The sequence below is a fragment of the Mesoflavibacter zeaxanthinifaciens subsp. sabulilitoris genome, assembly GCF_014191595.1.
Taxonomy (GTDB): domain Bacteria; phylum Bacteroidota; class Bacteroidia; order Flavobacteriales; family Flavobacteriaceae; genus Mesoflavibacter; species Mesoflavibacter zeaxanthinifaciens.
This window is the reverse complement of record NZ_JACHWV010000005.1, coordinates 43255-59321: the sequence shown is the minus strand read 5'-3', so window position 1 is coordinate 59321 and position 16067 is coordinate 43255. Positions and strand designations below refer to the sequence as shown.

The 16067-nt window shown below is 33.9% G+C and carries 12 protein-coding genes; 10 read left to right on the top strand and 2 right to left on the bottom strand.

Annotated features, from left to right (window positions below):
• Positions 1–2: 2 nt before the first annotated feature.
• Positions 3–827, bottom strand: a complete 825-nt coding sequence (locus tag FHS04_RS08485) for a universal stress protein (protein WP_106677439.1) — start codon at positions 825–827, stop codon at positions 3–5.
• 159 nt (positions 828–986) lie between these two features.
• Between FHS04_RS08485 and rimP the strand changes: the two genes are divergently transcribed.
• Genes rimP through infB form a run of 3 tightly spaced genes read left to right on the top strand, consistent with a single transcriptional unit; the run spans position 987 to position 5522 of the window.
• Positions 987–1448 carry a ribosome assembly cofactor RimP gene (rimP, locus tag FHS04_RS08480; protein ID WP_106677441.1) on the top strand — a complete coding sequence of 154 codons (462 nt, stop codon included), beginning with the start codon at positions 987–989 and terminating at the stop codon, positions 1446–1448.
• 15 nt (positions 1449–1463) lie between these two features.
• Positions 1464–2696, top strand: a complete 1233-nt coding sequence (nusA, locus tag FHS04_RS08475; protein WP_106677443.1) for a transcription termination factor NusA — start codon at positions 1464–1466, stop codon at positions 2694–2696.
• Positions 2697–2732: 36 nt separating this feature from the next.
• Positions 2733–5522 (top strand): translation initiation factor IF-2, encoded by a 2790-nt coding sequence (gene infB, locus FHS04_RS08470; protein ID WP_183408372.1) that lies wholly within the window; start codon positions 2733–2735, stop codon positions 5520–5522.
• Between the two features lie 75 nt (positions 5523–5597).
• Here the strand turns inward: infB and FHS04_RS08465 are convergent, their stop codons facing one another.
• Positions 5598–5996 (bottom strand): SPOR domain-containing protein, encoded by a 399-nt coding sequence (locus tag FHS04_RS08465; RefSeq protein WP_106677447.1) that lies wholly within the window; start codon positions 5994–5996, stop codon positions 5598–5600.
• Positions 5997–6209: 213 nt separating this feature from the next.
• On the opposite strand from FHS04_RS08465, the gene FHS04_RS08460 reads away from it, so the two are divergent.
• The 7 genes from FHS04_RS08460 to FHS04_RS08430 are packed head-to-tail and all read left to right on the top strand — an operon-like array spanning position 6210 to position 16061.
• On the top strand, positions 6210–7505 hold the full coding sequence (locus FHS04_RS08460; protein WP_027879461.1) for a c-type cytochrome: 1296 nt from the start codon (positions 6210–6212) through the stop codon (positions 7503–7505).
• Positions 7506–7537: 32 nt separating this feature from the next.
• Positions 7538–10642 carry a TAT-variant-translocated molybdopterin oxidoreductase gene (locus tag FHS04_RS08455; protein ID WP_106677449.1) on the top strand — a complete coding sequence of 1035 codons (3105 nt, stop codon included), beginning with the start codon at positions 7538–7540 and terminating at the stop codon, positions 10640–10642.
• 29 nt (positions 10643–10671) lie between these two features.
• A complete protein-coding gene (gene nrfD, locus FHS04_RS08450) occupies positions 10672–12423 on the top strand; it encodes an NrfD/PsrC family molybdoenzyme membrane anchor subunit (RefSeq protein WP_106677451.1) in 1752 nt (583 codons plus the stop codon).
• Positions 12424–12432: 9 nt separating this feature from the next.
• Entirely contained in the window at positions 12433–12963 is a 531-nt protein-coding gene (locus FHS04_RS08445) for a DUF3341 domain-containing protein (protein ID WP_027879459.1), read from the top strand.
• A gap of 9 nt (positions 12964–12972) precedes the next feature.
• Positions 12973–13530: a c-type cytochrome gene (locus FHS04_RS08440; RefSeq protein ID WP_027879458.1), complete on the top strand. Its 558-nt coding sequence runs from the start codon at positions 12973–12975 to the stop codon at positions 13528–13530.
• A 26-nt stretch (positions 13531–13556) separates the two neighbouring features.
• A complete protein-coding gene (locus tag FHS04_RS08435) occupies positions 13557–14957 on the top strand; it encodes a DUF4779 domain-containing protein (protein WP_106677453.1) in 1401 nt (466 codons plus the stop codon).
• A gap of 30 nt (positions 14958–14987) precedes the next feature.
• Positions 14988–16061, top strand: coding sequence for a cytochrome c oxidase subunit II (locus tag FHS04_RS08430; RefSeq protein WP_027879456.1), 1074 nt, complete (start codon positions 14988–14990; stop codon positions 16059–16061).
• Positions 16062–16067 lie beyond the last annotated feature (6 nt).

The window sequence follows — 16067 nt, the reverse complement described above, 5'->3', positions numbered from 1 at the left end:
GATTAAATCTTAAATGTGATTACAGGTCTGTTTGCGTGATTAACTAAATCTTCACTAATACTTCCGTTAAAAAAGTGAGCTATACCTTGTCTACCGTGAGTGCTAATGCCAATTAAGTCTGCGTTTATAATTTTAGAAAAGTTTAAAATGCCTTTTTCTACAGTTTCGTCATTGTAAATATTAATAGTGTAGTTGTTATAGTTTTGTCCTTCAATAAAGTCAAAAATTCTAACTTTTGAAGTAGCAGTAGTGACAAAATTACTAGGTGTATTTACATATAGAAGGTGAATCTTAGCATCAAAAAGTTGGGCTAGCTTAACCGCTTGGCTATAAGTTTCTTTATTGTCATTTTTGAAATCTGAAGCAAACACAAACTCTTTAATGTCAAAATGTTCATGCCTGTTTTTAATAACTAAAACAGGTGTTTTAGAGTGTCTTACTACTTTTTCTGCATTAGATCCAATAAAGAGCTCTTTTAATCCTTCTGCGCCATGCGATCCCATTACAATAAGATCTATAGATTCTTTTTCGCAAGTTTCAAGAATACCCTTAGTGATGTCATGAAAATCTACAGTTTCAGTAACAGTAATATCTCTTAGGTAATCTTTTTTTAAAACATCTTCAAACTGCTTGTGTGCAAGTTTCATAAAGTACATAGCCTCAGGTAAATCTGCAGGAGCGCTTCCAGTATTAAGTTGTTGTATAGGTAAATCTAGCATATGTAATAATACAATTTCAAAATTATGCTTCTTAGCTAATTCTGCAGCCACTTTTACAGCATTTTCAGCTTCGTTAGAAAAATCTGTTGGTACTAATATTTTTTTCATAAAAAAGATGTTTTTTTAGGTGGATAGTCTTATAAATTTATGAATAAAAATTGATAATCAAAATATTATGTAAATCAATAAAAATGTGTATATTTGCAGCGTTGAAAGAAAAAAGATTAATTGAGGGGACGGAAATGTCCCCTCTTTTTATACTTACACATGTTTACAGATATAGTCAAGAATTTATTAAACAAAGCATTAGAAGAACGTCAAGATTTATTTTTGATAGATTTTAAAATGTCTAATGATAACGCTATTAAAATTATAATAGATGGAGATAAAGGCGTTACTGTAGAGGATTGTATTTATATTAGTCGTGCAATAGAGCATAACATAGATCGAGAAGAATATGACTTTTCTTTAGATGTAATGTCAGCAGGCGCAGCAGCACCGTTTAAATTACCAAGACAATTTGCTAAACATGAAGGAAGAACACTTGAAGTTAAGACCGAAAACGGTAAGTTTGAAGGAAAGTTAACATCTGTATCAGATGACGGAATAACTTTAGAGTGGAAAGCGAGAGAGCCTAAACCAGTTGGTAAAGGCAAAGTAACAGTTCAAAAAAAAGAAAATATTGCTTTTAAAGACGTTTTAGAGGCTAAAGTGATTATAAAATTTTAATTCAGTAATAGAGTTATGGAGAATATAGCATTAATTGAATCTTTCTCAGAATTCAAAGACGATAAGTTAATAGATCGTGTTACACTAATGGCTATTTTAGAAGATGTGTTTAGAAATGCATTAAAGAAGAAATTTGGAGATGACGATAATTTTGATATAATTATAAACCCAGATAAAGGAGATTTAGAAATTTGGAGAAATAGAATAGTTGTTGCAGATGGAGAAGTAGAAGAACCAAATCAAGAAATTTCATTATCCGAAGCTCGTAAAATAGAACCTGATTTTGAAGTAGGTGAAGATGTATCTGAAGAAGTAAAATTAATAGATCTTGGTCGTCGTGCAATTTTAGCATTACGCCAAAACTTAATTTCAAAAATTCACGAGCACGATAATACAAACCTCTATAAGCAATTTAAAGAATTAGAAGGCGATTTATATACTGCAGAAGTGCACCACATACGTCACAGAGCTGTAATTTTATTAGACGATGAGGGAAATGAAATTATCCTTCCAAAAGACAGACAAATACCATCAGATTTCTTCAGAAAAGGAGATAATGTAAGAGGTATTATTGATAGTGTAGAGTTAAAAGGGAACAAGCCTGCAATTATCATGTCAAGAACATCGCCAAAGTTCTTAGAAAAATTATTTGAATCAGAAATCCCTGAAGTATTTGACGGATTAATCACAATTAAAAACGTAGTAAGAATACCAGGTGAAAAAGCAAAAGTAGCAGTAGATTCTTATGATGATAGAATAGATCCTGTTGGAGCTTGTGTTGGTATGAAAGGATCTCGTATTCACGGAATTGTACGCGAGTTAGGAAACGAAAATATAGACGTAATTAACTATACAAACAATTTACAGTTGTATATTACGCGTGCATTAAGCCCAGCAAGAGTAACATCTATCAAAATAGATGAAGAAAATAAAAGAGCAGAAGCCATCTTAAAACCAGAAGAAGTAAGTAAAGCAATCGGTAGAGGTGGACACAATATACGTCTAGCAGGTCAATTAACAGGATATGAAATTGATGTGTTACGTGAAGGTGCAGAAGAAGATGTAGAATTAAGAGAATTCTCGGACGAAATCGAAGAGTGGATCATAGACGAATTCTCTAAAGTAGGTCTGGATACAGCAAAAAGTGTACTAGAACAAGACGTAGAAGATTTAATAAAAAGAACAGACCTAGAAGAAGAAACAATTTTAGATGTTATCAGAATTCTTAAGGAAGAATTCGAAGATTAACATATATTTGAAAAAAAACAAGGTTAAAGGCAATTTATGGCTGAAACAATTAGATTAAATAAAGTATTACGCGAGCTTAACATCTCTTTAGATCGTGCTGTAGAATTCTTGGATTCTAAAGGTATCGAAATAGAGAAGCGTCCTACTACAAAAATTTCGCAAGACACTTACAATATTCTTTCTGACGAATTTGAGACAGATGCAAATAAAAAAATCAAGTCTCAAAAAGTAAATGAAGAAAAGAATAAAGAAAAAGAAGAACTTAGGCTAAAGCGCGAAAAAGAATTAGAGGCAAAGCAGAAAGCAGAAGAGGCAGAAAAAGCAGCAAAAGCAGCAAAAGAAGAAGCTCTTAAAAAAGAGCAAGAAGTTGTTAAGGCTTCAAAAACACTTTCTGGTCCTAAAACTGTCGGTAAAATCGACTTAGACCAAGGTAAAAAGGCTAAAAAAGAAGAAAAGCCAACCGTAGAAAAAGCCAAAGAAGCGCCTAAGCCAAAAGAAGAAAAAGTCTCAAAAGAAGTTTCTAAAAAGGAAGATGTTGCTGCTCCTAAAATAGAAAAGTCTAAAGTTGAAGCTGAAAATAAACAAGAGCCTAAAAAAGAACAGCCAAAAACTGAAGAGACAAAAGCTGAAGAAGTAAAATCAGAACCAGCAGAAGAAACTATAAAGACCCAATATAAAAAGCTTTCTGGTCCAAAAATAGCTGGAGATAAAATAGATCTTTCTCAATTCAATAAGCCTAAGAAAAAGAAAGACGATAAAAAATCTAACGATTCTTCAAACAAAAAGAAAAGAAGACGTATTTCTAAACCTGGAGATAACAACAACTCTGGTAATAACAGAAATAATAATAACAATAATAAAAAAGACAGCAGGTTTAAAGGTAAAAAAGGACGTAAAAGCGCTCCTGTAAAAGAAGAACCAAGCGAAGAAGAAGTACAAAAGCAAATCCGCGAAACCTTAGAAAAACTTCAAGGAAAGTCTAACAAGGGTAAAGGTGCTAAATATAGAAGAGAAAAAAGAGAGCAGCACAGAGAAAAAACCGAAAAAGACTTACAAGCAGAACAAGCAGATAGTAAAATTCTTAAAGTAACAGAGTTTGTTACAGCAAGCGAAGTTGCTACAATGATGGATGTACCTGTAACATCTATTATCTCAGCATGTATGTCTCTTGGTATGATGGTAACAATGAATCAGCGTTTAGACGCTGAAACATTAACTATTGTAGCAGAAGAATTTGGTTATGAAGTAGAATTTGTAACTGCAGATATAGAAGAGTCTATTGAAGAAGTAGAAGATAAACCGGAAGATTTAAAATCTCGTGCACCAATCGTAACTGTTATGGGTCACGTAGATCACGGTAAAACATCTTTATTAGATTACATTCGTAAAGAAAATGTAATAGCAGGAGAATCAGGAGGAATTACTCAGCACATTGGAGCATATAGTGTAGAGCTCGAAAATGGACAAAAAATAGCCTTTTTAGATACACCAGGTCACGAAGCCTTTACAGCAATGCGTGCTCGTGGTGCACAAGTTACAGATATTGCAATAATTGTAGCAGCTGCTGATGACGATATTATGCCTCAAACAAAAGAAGCAATTGCTCACGCACAAGCTGCAGGAGTACCAATTGTTTTCGCAATTAACAAAATAGATAAACCTACAGCTAATCCAGACAAGATTAAAGAAGGTTTAGCAAACATGAACTTACTTGTAGAAGATTGGGGAGGAAAAATTCAGTCTCACGATATCTCTGCAAAAGTAGGAACAGGAGTAAAAGATTTATTAGAAAAAGTATTGCTTGAAGCAGAATTATTAGAGCTTAAAGCAAATCCAAATAAACCTGCAGTTGGTACAATTGTAGAAGCGTTCTTAGATAAAGGACGTGGTTATGTCGCAACCGTTTTAGTACAAGCAGGTACATTAAGAATTGGAGATTACGTATTAGCTGGTAAACATAGTGGTAAGATTAAAGCAATGCATGACGAAAGAGGTCATGATGTAGAAGTTGCTGGGCCATCAACACCAGTATCAATCTTAGGATTAGATGGCGCACCACAAGCAGGTGATAAGTTTAATGTCTTTGAAGACGAACGTGAAGCTAAACAAATTGCAAACAAGCGTATGCAATTACAACGTGAGCAAGATGTAAGAACAACTAAGACATTAACATTAGATGAAATTGGTCGTCGTATTGCCTTAGGAACATTTAAAGAGTTAAATATCATTCTTAAAGGAGATGTGGATGGTTCTGTAGAAGCATTAACAGACTCATTCCAAAAGCTTTCAACTGAAGAAATTCAAGTTAAAATCTTACACAAAGGTGTCGGTGCAATTACAGAAAGTGATGTGTTATTAGCATCAGCTTCAGATGCCATCATTATCGGATTTAATGTTCGTCCAGTTGGTAATGCAAGAACAATTGCAGATCAAGAAGAAGTAGATATCAGAACATACTCTATCATCTATGACGCTATTAACGATCTTAAAGACGCTATGGAAGGTATGTTATCTCCAGAAGTTAAAGAAGAAGTTACAGGTACTGTAGAAATTAGAGAACTGTTTAAAGTATCTAAAGTTGGTACAATTGCAGGATGTATGGTAACTAATGGTAAAATCTTAAGATCATCTCAGGTTAGAATTATTAGAGATGGAGTTGTGGTTCATACAGGCGAATTAGCTTCTCTAAAACGCTTTAAAGATGATGTTAAAGAAGTGTCTAAAGGATACGATTGTGGACTTCAGATTAAAAACTATAACGACATTCAAATTGGAGATGTTATAGAAGCATTCCATGAAGTAGAAGTAAAAAAGAAGTTAAAGTAATTTTAACTTAAATCATAAAAAAAAGCGATTCTAATATCTTTAGAATCGCTTTTTTATTTTAGTTAAAAAACAGCCTTAATCTTTGTCTTTTTTAGGTTTAAAAATGAATGCTGAAGGGAATTTCTTTTGAATCTCAATAAGCGCTCTATCAGCCTCTAATCTGCTTCTAAAACGACCTATCCATACCTTGTAATTTGGCGTTTCATAAACTAACTCACAAGGCCATTTTTCATAAGAATTTATGAATTTTGATTTCTCTTTTTCAGCTGCTGTTAATGAGCCTGAGAAAATCTGAATTTTATATTTATTAAAATCTGTATTCTCCTTATTTAGATCTTTTTTAATCTCGATAACTTTAGTCAATTTATCGTCTTCATTAACGGTAATGTTTCCATTTTGAGCAAATATTTCATTACTAAATAGAATAATAACAGTTGTTAACAATAAGGTTTTTAAGGTATTAATTTTATTCATTTTTATCTTTGTTTAATGCAAATGTAAATTTTATAAACTTATTTATTAGTTAATTTATTATTTAGAATTACTCTAAATTACCAATTAACAGTTCGCTAACATTTCTAAAATCGACTTTAAATATTACTTTTGCATAGCGCATTTTATAACTGTGTTTGTAAAATATAGATGAAAAAATCATACCAAAGTCAAGAAGTAAATTCAATATATAATATGAAACAGGTGATTCACCGTAAGTTAGGCATTAATTCCCTTCGTTTAAGCTTAATTTTTTTACTAACTTTTTCTACCTCGCTTTTCGCTCAAGATGGCGATCCTGTAGCAGGAAAATCATTGTTTAATGCTAATTGTGCGGCTTGTCATAAGCTTGATAAGAAAATGACCGGTCCGGCGCTACGTAATGTAGAGCAGCGTCTTTCTGAAGAAGAAGGCTTAGATAGAGAGTGGTTATACACTTGGATTAAGAATAGTCCATCAATGATTAAGTCTGGAGATGCTTATGCTAATAAAATCTATGAAGAGTATGGTGGTGCAGCAATGACTCCATTTCCTCAATTATCTAATGCAGATATAGATAATATCTTAGCATACACTGCTACAGAAGCAGCTCCGCCACCAGCGCCAACTCCTGGAGCAGAAACAGGAACAGCTCAAGTAGAAGGTGGTATTTCAAACGATATTATTTTAGGTGCTTTAGGTTTGTTGTTTGCTTTATTAGCAATCGCATTATTTTTAGTAAACAAAACATTACGTCGCTTTGCTGAAGCAAAAGGAGTTGAGCTAGAATCTACAAAACGCACACCGATTTGGAAAGCATTTATTCAAAATCAATTTTTAGTATTGGTAAGTGTAATTGTGTTGTTGTTAGCTTCGGCATATTTTGTCTACGGTTACTTTATGCAAGTTGGTGTTAATCAAGGTTACGAGCCGGTACAGCCAATTCACTATTCTCACCGTATTCACGCTGGAGAAAATGGTATAGATTGTAAATATTGTCACTCTTCAGCAAGAGTTAGTAAGCATTCTGGTATTCCTTCGTTAAACGTTTGTATGAATTGTCATAAATCAATTTACGAAGTAGCGCCAGAGACCCAACAAGAAGGTTTAGCTGAATATGGAGTTGATTACAATGCAGAAATCAAAAAGCTTTACGCTGCTGTTGGTTGGGATGATGCTGAACAAAAATATACAGGAGAAACTTCTCCAGTTAAATGGATAAGAATACACAACTTACCAGACTTTGCATACTTTAACCACTCGCAACACGTAACTGTTGCAGGTGTAGAGTGTCAAACATGTCATGGTCCTGTTGAAGAAATGGAAATTATGAGTCAGCATGCACCATTAACAATGGGATGGTGTATTAACTGTCACAGAGAGACCAATGTAAAAGTTAAAGACAATGCTTATTACACAAAAATCCACGAGCAATTATCTAAAAAGTATGGTGTAGAAAACCTTACTGCTGCTCAAATGGGTGGATTAGAATGTGGTAAATGTCACTATTAATTATTAATAAGAAATAAATTCAATTATATAATATGTCATCAAACAAGAAATACTGGAAAAGTGTTGAGGAGCTAAATGAGAATAGCTCTATTGTTGAGACGCTAAAACAAAACGAATTTGTTCAAGAAATTCCAACTGACGAGTTTTTAGGAGATAAAGATAAGTTAGAGAGTTCTTCAACAACACGTCGTGATTTCTTAAAGTATGTTGGTTTTAGTACAGCTGCTGCTTCTTTAGCGGCTTGCGAAGGACCAGTTGTAAAATCAATTCCTTACGTAGTTCAGCCAGAAAGAATCGTTCCTGGTGTAGCTAACTATTATGCTACTGTAATTGCAAATGGTTTTGATTATGCTAGTGTTTTAGTAAAAACTCGTGAAGGTCGTCCAATTAAAATTGAAAATAACACTTTAGCACCAACACACGGTAGTGCTAATGCAAGAGTGAATGCTTCAGTTTTAGATTTGTATGATAGCTTAAGACTTCAAGGACCAAAAAAAGGAGGTAATAATATCTCTTGGTCTGATTTTGATGCTGAAACCTCAAAAAAATTAAATGAAATTAAAGCGTCAGGAAAGCAAATTGCTTTGTTGACTCAAACATACTCTAGTCCATCAACCAACAAATTAGTAGCTGAATTTACTGAAGCTTATGGTAATGTAAACCATGTGGTTTATGATGCTGTTTCAGAATCTGCTGCTTTAGATGCTTTCCAAGCTAAATACGGAGAGCGTGGTTTAGCTAATTATGATTTTTCTAAAGCAATGACCATAGTTTCTGTTGGTGCAGATTTCTTAGGAGATTGGCAAGGTGGAGGATTTGATGCAGGTTATGCGCAAGGACGTATACCGAAAGATGGTAAGATGTCACGTCACATCCAATTTGAATCTAATATGTCTTTATCAGGTGCAAACGCAGATAAGCGTGTTCCTGTAACACCAACTAACCAAAAATTAGTGTTAGCGCAATTACATAGTTTAATTGTCGGTGGATCTGTAAATGCTAATGCACTACCAGCAAATGTAAAAGAGGCTGTTCAAAAAGTAGCTTCAGAATTAAAAAGAGCAGGAAGCAATGGTGTGTTAGTATCAGGTATTCAAGATGTAAACGCTCAAACAGTTGTTTTAGAAATTAACGAAGCTTTAAATAGTAAAGCATTTGATGCTAAAACACCTATAAAAACACGTCAAGGTAACGTAAAAGCTGTTCAAACTTTAATATCAGATATGAAAGCTGGTAAAGTTGGAGCGGTAATTATGAGTGGTGTAAACCCAATGTATACTTTACCTAACGCTAAAGATTTTGCTGAAGCAATTAAGAAAACAGATCTTTCAATTTACTTTACAATGAAAGAAGATGAAACTGCATCTGTTTCAGAATATCTTGCTGCAGCACCACATTACTTAGAATCTTGGGGAGATGTAGAATTCAAAAAAGGACACTATGGTTTAATGCAACCAACAATTCGTCCTTTATTTGATACAAGACAATTTCAAGAAGCATTATTAAAGTGGAACGGTAACGATTCTTCTTTAAATGAATATATCAAAACTACGTGGAATGCAGGTGTACTTAATGGAGGTTCATTCAACAAAGCATTACACGATGGAATATTTGTAGGTTCAATTAACTCAGCTGAAGTTGCAGAAACTGAAGAAGTTGAGCAAGACGAAACACCTGCAAGTAATGCTGCAAGAGCTTTAGCATCTTCAGCTAAATCAAAAGGTACTGAATTAGTGCTTTACACTAAAACAGGTATGGGAGATGGACAACAAGCTAATAATCCATGGTTACAAGAGTTTCCAGATCCAATATCTAGAACATCGTGGGATAATTATTTAACAGTATCAAAATCAGATGCTGAAGCTTGGGGATTAGTAAATGAACATGAAGCTACAGGTGCTTTAAATGGTAGTTATGCTACTGTAAAAGCCAATGGTGTAAGTGTTACAGTTCCTGTAATTATTCAACCAGGACAGGCAAAAGGATCTGTTGGTTTGTCTTTTGGATACGGTCGTACAGCTGGTTTAAAAGAAGAAATGCAAACAGGTGTAAACGCTTATCCTTTATACAAAGACTTTAACAATGTTCAATCTGTATCAGTAGAAAAAGCTACTGGAATGCATGAGTTTGCTTGCGTACAATTACAAAACACCTTAATGGGTCGTGGTGATATTGTTAGAGAAACAACTTTAGAAATTTTCAATACTAAAGATAAACATTATTGGAACCCAATTCCTGAAGTATCATTAAACCATGAAGAAACTCCGGTAACTTCACCAGAAGTAGATTTATGGGATGAATTTGATAGATCAATAGGTCACCACTTTAATTTATCTATAGACTTAAACGCTTGTACAGGATGTGGAGCATGTGTTATTGCATGTCATGCTGAAAACAATGTTCCTGTAGTAGGAAAAGAAGAGATAAGACGTAGTCGTGATATGCATTGGTTACGTATTGATAGATACTATTCTTCTGAAGAAACTTTTGAAGCTGATGATGAAAAGAAAGAAGGTTTCTCTGGACTATTCGGAGATAACGGATCATTAGGTGGATTTGGAGAATTAGAACATCCAGCGGATAATCCTCAAGTGGCTTTCCAACCAATAATGTGTCAACATTGTAATCATGCACCTTGCGAAACTGTTTGTCCAGTTGCAGCAACAGCTCATGGTAGACAAGGTCAAAACCATATGGCATATAACCGTTGTGTAGGTACAAGATACTGTGCTAACAACTGTCCATATAAAGTACGTCGTTTTAACTGGTTCTTATACAATGGAAACGATGAGTTTGATTATCACATGAATAATGATTTAGGTCGTATGGTTGTTAATCCAGACGTAACAGTACGTTCTCGTGGTGTAATGGAAAAATGTTCTATGTGTATTCAAATGACACAAAAAACCATTCTTGATGCTAAACGTGACGGACGTGAGATTAAAGATGGAGAGTTCCAAACAGCATGTTCTGCAGCTTGTAGTAGTGGAGCAATGATTTTTGGAGATATCAATGATAAAGAAAGTAAAGTTGCAAAACTTACAGAAGATAATAGAATGTATCACTTACTAGAGCATGTAGGTACAAAACCAAATGTGATGTACCATACTAAAGTAAGAAATACTACAGAATCATAAATTAACTAAGAAACACTTATATAAGGATTATGGCGTCTCATTACGAAGCACCTATTAGAAGACCTCTAGTTACCGGCGAGAAATCGTATCACGATGTAACAGTAGATATCGCTGCTCCTGTAGAAGGTAAAGCAAATAAACAATGGTGGATTGTTTTTTCAATTGCTCTTGTTGCTTTTCTTTGGGGAATAGGTTGTATTATTTATACCGTATCAACAGGAATTGGTACTTGGGGATTAAACAGAACAGTAAACTGGGCTTGGGATATTACTAACTTCGTTTGGTGGGTTGGTATTGGTCACGCAGGAACTCTGATTTCAGCAGTACTTTTATTATTCCGTCAAAAATGGAGAATGGCAATTAACCGTTCTGCAGAAGCAATGACAATTTTCTCTGTAGTTCAAGCTGGTTTATTCCCGATTATTCACATGGGTCGTCCATGGTTAGCATATTGGGTATTACCAATTCCAAACCAATTTGGATCGTTATGGGTTAACTTTAACTCGCCATTACTTTGGGATGTATTTGCAATTTCTACGTATTTGTCAGTATCATTAGTATTCTGGTGGACTGGATTACTACCAGACTTTGCAATGTTACGTGATAGAGCAATTAAGCCATTTCAAAAGAAAATATATAGTTTATTAAGTTTTGGTTGGACAGGTCGTGCAAAAGACTGGCAACGTTTTGAAGAAGTATCTTTAGTACTTGCAGGTTTAGCAACACCATTAGTACTTTCGGTACACACAATTGTATCGTTTGACTTTGCAACGTCTGTTATACCAGGATGGCATACAACAATCTTCCCACCATACTTCGTTGCTGGAGCAATTTTTTCTGGTTTCGCAATGGTAAATACACTTCTTATCATTATGAGAAAAGTGTGTAATATGGAAGATTATATTACAGTACAACACATCGAGTTAATGAACATCGTAATCATGATTACTGGTTCTATTGTAGGTGTGGCATATATTACTGAGCTTTTCGTAGCTTGGTACTCTGGAGTAGAATTTGAACAATATGCATTCTTAAACAGGGCAACTGGTCCTTACGCTTGGGCATATTGGATGATGATGTCTTGTAACGTATTCTCTCCACAGTTTATGTGGTTTAAAAAGTTACGTACAAGTATTATGTTCTCATTCTTTATTTCTATTGTTGTAAACATAGGTATGTGGTTTGAGCGTTTTGTAATTATTGTTACATCATTACACCGTGATTACTTACCGTCTTCATGGACAATGTTCTCTCCAACTTTTGTAGATATAGGTATTTTTGTAGGTACAATAGGATTCTTCTTTGTATTATTCTTATTATACTCTCGTACGTTCCCTGTAATAGCACAAGCAGAGGTTAAAACAATCTTGAAATCTTCAGGACAACGCTATAAAAACATAAGAGAAAGAGGTGACAGTTTAGTAGGAACAGGCGCAGACAAAAGAACTTCTGTTTATAATAAAGTAGAAGCACCTAAAGTAGAGGCAGCTCCAACAACAGAAGCACTACCAAAACCTGAAAACACTGAAAAAGTAAGTAATTTACTTTCAGGAATAGGAACCTTTGACCCAGCAACACAAACTGCTGATGATTTAAAGAAAATCAATGGTATTGGCCCTAAAATGGAAGAAGTACTTAACAGTATAGGTATTTATACTTACCTTCAAGTAAGTAAGATGACAAAGAAAGAATACGACTTGTTAGATGAAATTACAGGTTCTTTCCCAGGAAGAGCAGAACGTGATGATTGGTCAGGACAAGCTAAAAATTTAATAAACTAAAAGTAGCATATGGAAGCTTCAAAAGTAATTCACGCTATTTATAACGACGATGATGTTTTAATGAACGCAGTAAAAAAAGTTAAAGCTGCAAAACATCATATAGAAGAAATTTACACACCTTTTCCAGTACACGGACTAGATAAGGCAATGGGATTAGCACCAACACGTATAGCAATAACAGCTTTTTTATACGGTTGTGTAGGTTTAACAGTTGCAGTTTTAATGATGAATTTTATCATGATTGAAGACTGGCCTCAAGACATTGGAGGTAAACCAAGTTTTAGCTACTTAGAAAACATGCCAGCTTTTGTACCAATTATGTTTGAGCTTACTGTATTTTTTGCAGCTCACTTAATGGTAATTACATTCTATTTAAGAAGTAGAATGTGGCCTTTCAAAAAAGCTGAAAATCCAGATCCTAGAACTACAGATGACCATTTCTTAATGGAAATACCTGTTAGTGGAAACGAAAACGAATTACATAACTTGTTAGTAGAAACTGGTGCAGTAGAAATTAACGTAGTTGATAAAGCTCATTAATTAGATACAATGAAACATTTAATTAAAATAACAATAGTAGCCTTAATTACAGTATCGTTTACGTCTTGTAATAAAAAGACAAGACCTAATTACGAATACATGCCAAACATGTACGAATCTGTTGCTTATGAGGCTTATCAAGAATCTGATGCTTTTGCAAATGGTGTAGAAGCACAATTGCCTGTTGAAGGAACAATCTCAAGAGGATATATGCCTTTTGATTATGCAGGAGACACTGATGGATACAATTTAGCTAAAGCTGAATTAACAAGTCCATTAGATTCTACTCAAGTTGATTTAAATAGAGGTAAAGAACTTTACAATATTTATTGTGGTATTTGTCACGGTAATAAAGGTGCAGGACAAGGACAATTAGTAAAGAGAGAAAAAATACTTGGAGTTCCTAGTTATGCAGATGCAGGTAGAGCGATAAATGAAGGTAGTATTTACCATGTTATCTATTATGGTAAGAATGCAATGGGTAGCTATGCTAATCAACTAAATGAAGAAGAGCGTTGGCAAGTTGTAGCTTATGTATTAAGCTTAAAAGCAAATTTAGAAAAATAAGATTTAGATAAAGTTTATATAAAGATATGTACACGTTTTCAAATAGACTAAAGATTTTTGCTGGTATCTTAATTGTTTTAGGACTTTTAGGGGTAACCTATGGTTTTATGAATTCTCATAAAACATTAGACCAAGTAAAAGAAATGTTAGCGGCAGAAGCAAGTCATGGTGGTCATGGCGATTCTCATCAAACAGAAGAGCATGTTGTTAAAGGAGGTAATGACCATTCAGACAATGCACATGATACAAACTCGCATGGAGCACTAGAAGATGCTGGACATCACTCAAGTACAGATGCTCATCACGGTGACGAGCATGCAAAACATGTTCAACATCAAATACATAACAGACCATGGTCAGCATTATATGTGGCTGCATTTTTCTTTATGATGATAGCATTAGGTGTATTAGCATTTTATGCAATTCAATTTGCAGCACAAGCAGGTTGGTCTCCTTTATTATTTAGAGTAATGGAAGGTATTACGTATTACCTTTTACCTGGTGCAATAATTGTTCTAGCTATTGCAATGATGGCAGGAGATCATATTTTTGTTTGGATGAATCCAGACATGGTTAATCCAGAAAGCGAACACTTTGACAAATTAGTAGCAGGAAAATCTGGTTGGCTTAATTCTACAGGATTCTTAATTAGAGGCATTATTTTTATAGCAGGTTGGAGTATATACCGATTCTTTGCTCGTAAATTCTCTTTAGCTCAAGATGAAGCAGCAGCTGGAGATAACTCTAATTTCAAAAAATCATTCCGTATTGCAGCTGGATTTTTAGTATTCTTTATTTATACTGAATCTATGATGTCTTGGGACTGGATTATGAGTGTAGATCCTCACTGGTTCTCTACATTATTTGGATGGTATGTATTTGCAAGCATGTTTGTAAGTGGTATTACTGTAATAGCATTAATTACAATTTACTTAAAATCTAAAGGGTTATTACCACAAGTAAATGATAGTCACATTCATGATTTAGCAAAATTCATGTTCGGTATAAGTATTTTCTGGACTTATTTATGGTTCTCTCAATTTATGTTAATCTGGTACTCAAACATTCCAGAAGAAGTAACATACTTTGTAACTAGAATAGAAGATTATAAATTACCATTCTTTGGTATGGTAGCAATGAATTTTATTTTCCCACTATTATTATTAATGAACAGTGATTACAAACGTATTCCTTGGTTTGTTGTAATGGCAGGAGTTGTAATATTAGCAGGTCACTATCTTGATATATTCAATATGATTATGCCTGCAACAGTAGGAGATAGATGGTTTATTGGTGTACCAGAAATAGGTTCAATATTATTATTTGCTGGATTATTCTTATTGTTAGTATTCTATGCAATATCAAAAGCACCTTTAACAGCAAAAGGAAATCCTTTTGTAAAAGAAAGTGAACATTTCCATTATTAATAAAAAAACAAATAAAGAAGAACGACAACAATGACGGCTTTAATATCAATTTTAGTTTTAATATTTATTTTCGTTGCCATTTGGCAAATGGTTAAAATCTTTGATTTGACTCAAACGGGTAAATCTACAGAGAACAACCAAATTGCTAATGATAATGACAACAAAGTAAACGGTTACTTAATGATAGGTTTCTTAATCTTCATTTATGCAATAACTATTGTTTGCATCGCAAAATATGGTGATTTACCGTTACTTTCTAATTCTGCATCAGAGCATGGACCAAGTGTTGATAGATTAATGATAATCTCTTTACTTGTTATCTTCTTTGTTCAAACAGTAACACAATTCTTACTACACTATTTTGCTTTTAAATACAGAGGTCAAAAAGGAAGAAAAGCTTTATTCTTTGCAGATAACAACAAATTAGAAGCTATATGGACAATCATTCCGGTAATAGTTTTAGCAGGTTTAATCATTCAAGGTTTATTTACTTGGACTAGCATCATGAATGTTGATGAAGAAGCAGATCCTATGGTTGTAGAGCTTTATGCACAACAATTTAACTGGAAAGCAAGATATGCTGGAGCAGATAACGCATTAGGTAAAGCTAACGTAAGATTGATTGATTTAGATAAAGCTAATATCTTAGGTGTTGATGAATCTGATCCTAATGCCCAAGATGATGTTATTGTAACAGAATTGCACTTACCTGTAGGTAAACCAGTATTATTTAAAATGCGTTCTCAAGACGTACTTCACTCAGCTTATATGCCTCACTTTAGAGCACAAATGAACTGTGTTCCTGGTATGATTACTCAGTTTAGTTTTACTCCAACAAAAACTACTGCTGAAATGAGAGAAGTACCAGAAATTAAAGATAAAGTTGCAAACATTAATAAAATAAGAACTGAAAATAGTAAAGAACTTATTGCTAATGGTGAAGAAGCTTTAGAACCTTACGAGTTTGATTACTTACTTTTATGTAATAAAATTTGTGGTACATCTCACTACAATATGCAAATGAAAATTATTGTAGAAACTCAAGAAGAGTTCGACGCTTGGATGAAAGAACAAAAACAGTTCAAAAATTCATTAAATTTGTAATTCTAG

What these genes read in the sequence shown, in the direction of transcription:
- FHS04_RS08485 (WP_106677439.1), bottom strand. Translation starts at nt 827, where the DNA reads ATGAAAAAAATATTAGTACCAACAGATTTTTCTAACGAAGCTGAAAAT.
- rimP (WP_106677441.1), top strand. Translation starts at nt 987, where the DNA reads ATGTTTACAGATATAGTCAAGAATTTATTAAACAAAGCATTAGAAGAA.
- nusA (WP_106677443.1), top strand. Translation starts at nt 1,464, where the DNA reads ATGGAGAATATAGCATTAATTGAATCTTTCTCAGAATTCAAAGACGAT.
- infB (WP_183408372.1), top strand. Translation starts at nt 2,733, where the DNA reads ATGGCTGAAACAATTAGATTAAATAAAGTATTACGCGAGCTTAACATC.
- FHS04_RS08465 (WP_106677447.1), bottom strand. Translation starts at nt 5,996, where the DNA reads ATGAATAAAATTAATACCTTAAAAACCTTATTGTTAACAACTGTTATT.
- FHS04_RS08460 (WP_027879461.1), top strand. Translation starts at nt 6,210, where the DNA reads ATGAAACAGGTGATTCACCGTAAGTTAGGCATTAATTCCCTTCGTTTA.
- FHS04_RS08455 (WP_106677449.1), top strand. Translation starts at nt 7,538, where the DNA reads ATGTCATCAAACAAGAAATACTGGAAAAGTGTTGAGGAGCTAAATGAG.
- nrfD (WP_106677451.1), top strand. Translation starts at nt 10,672, where the DNA reads ATGGCGTCTCATTACGAAGCACCTATTAGAAGACCTCTAGTTACCGGC.
- FHS04_RS08445 (WP_027879459.1), top strand. Translation starts at nt 12,433, where the DNA reads ATGGAAGCTTCAAAAGTAATTCACGCTATTTATAACGACGATGATGTT.
- FHS04_RS08440 (WP_027879458.1), top strand. Translation starts at nt 12,973, where the DNA reads ATGAAACATTTAATTAAAATAACAATAGTAGCCTTAATTACAGTATCG.
- FHS04_RS08435 (WP_106677453.1), top strand. Translation starts at nt 13,557, where the DNA reads ATGTACACGTTTTCAAATAGACTAAAGATTTTTGCTGGTATCTTAATT.
- FHS04_RS08430 (WP_027879456.1), top strand. Translation starts at nt 14,988, where the DNA reads ATGACGGCTTTAATATCAATTTTAGTTTTAATATTTATTTTCGTTGCC.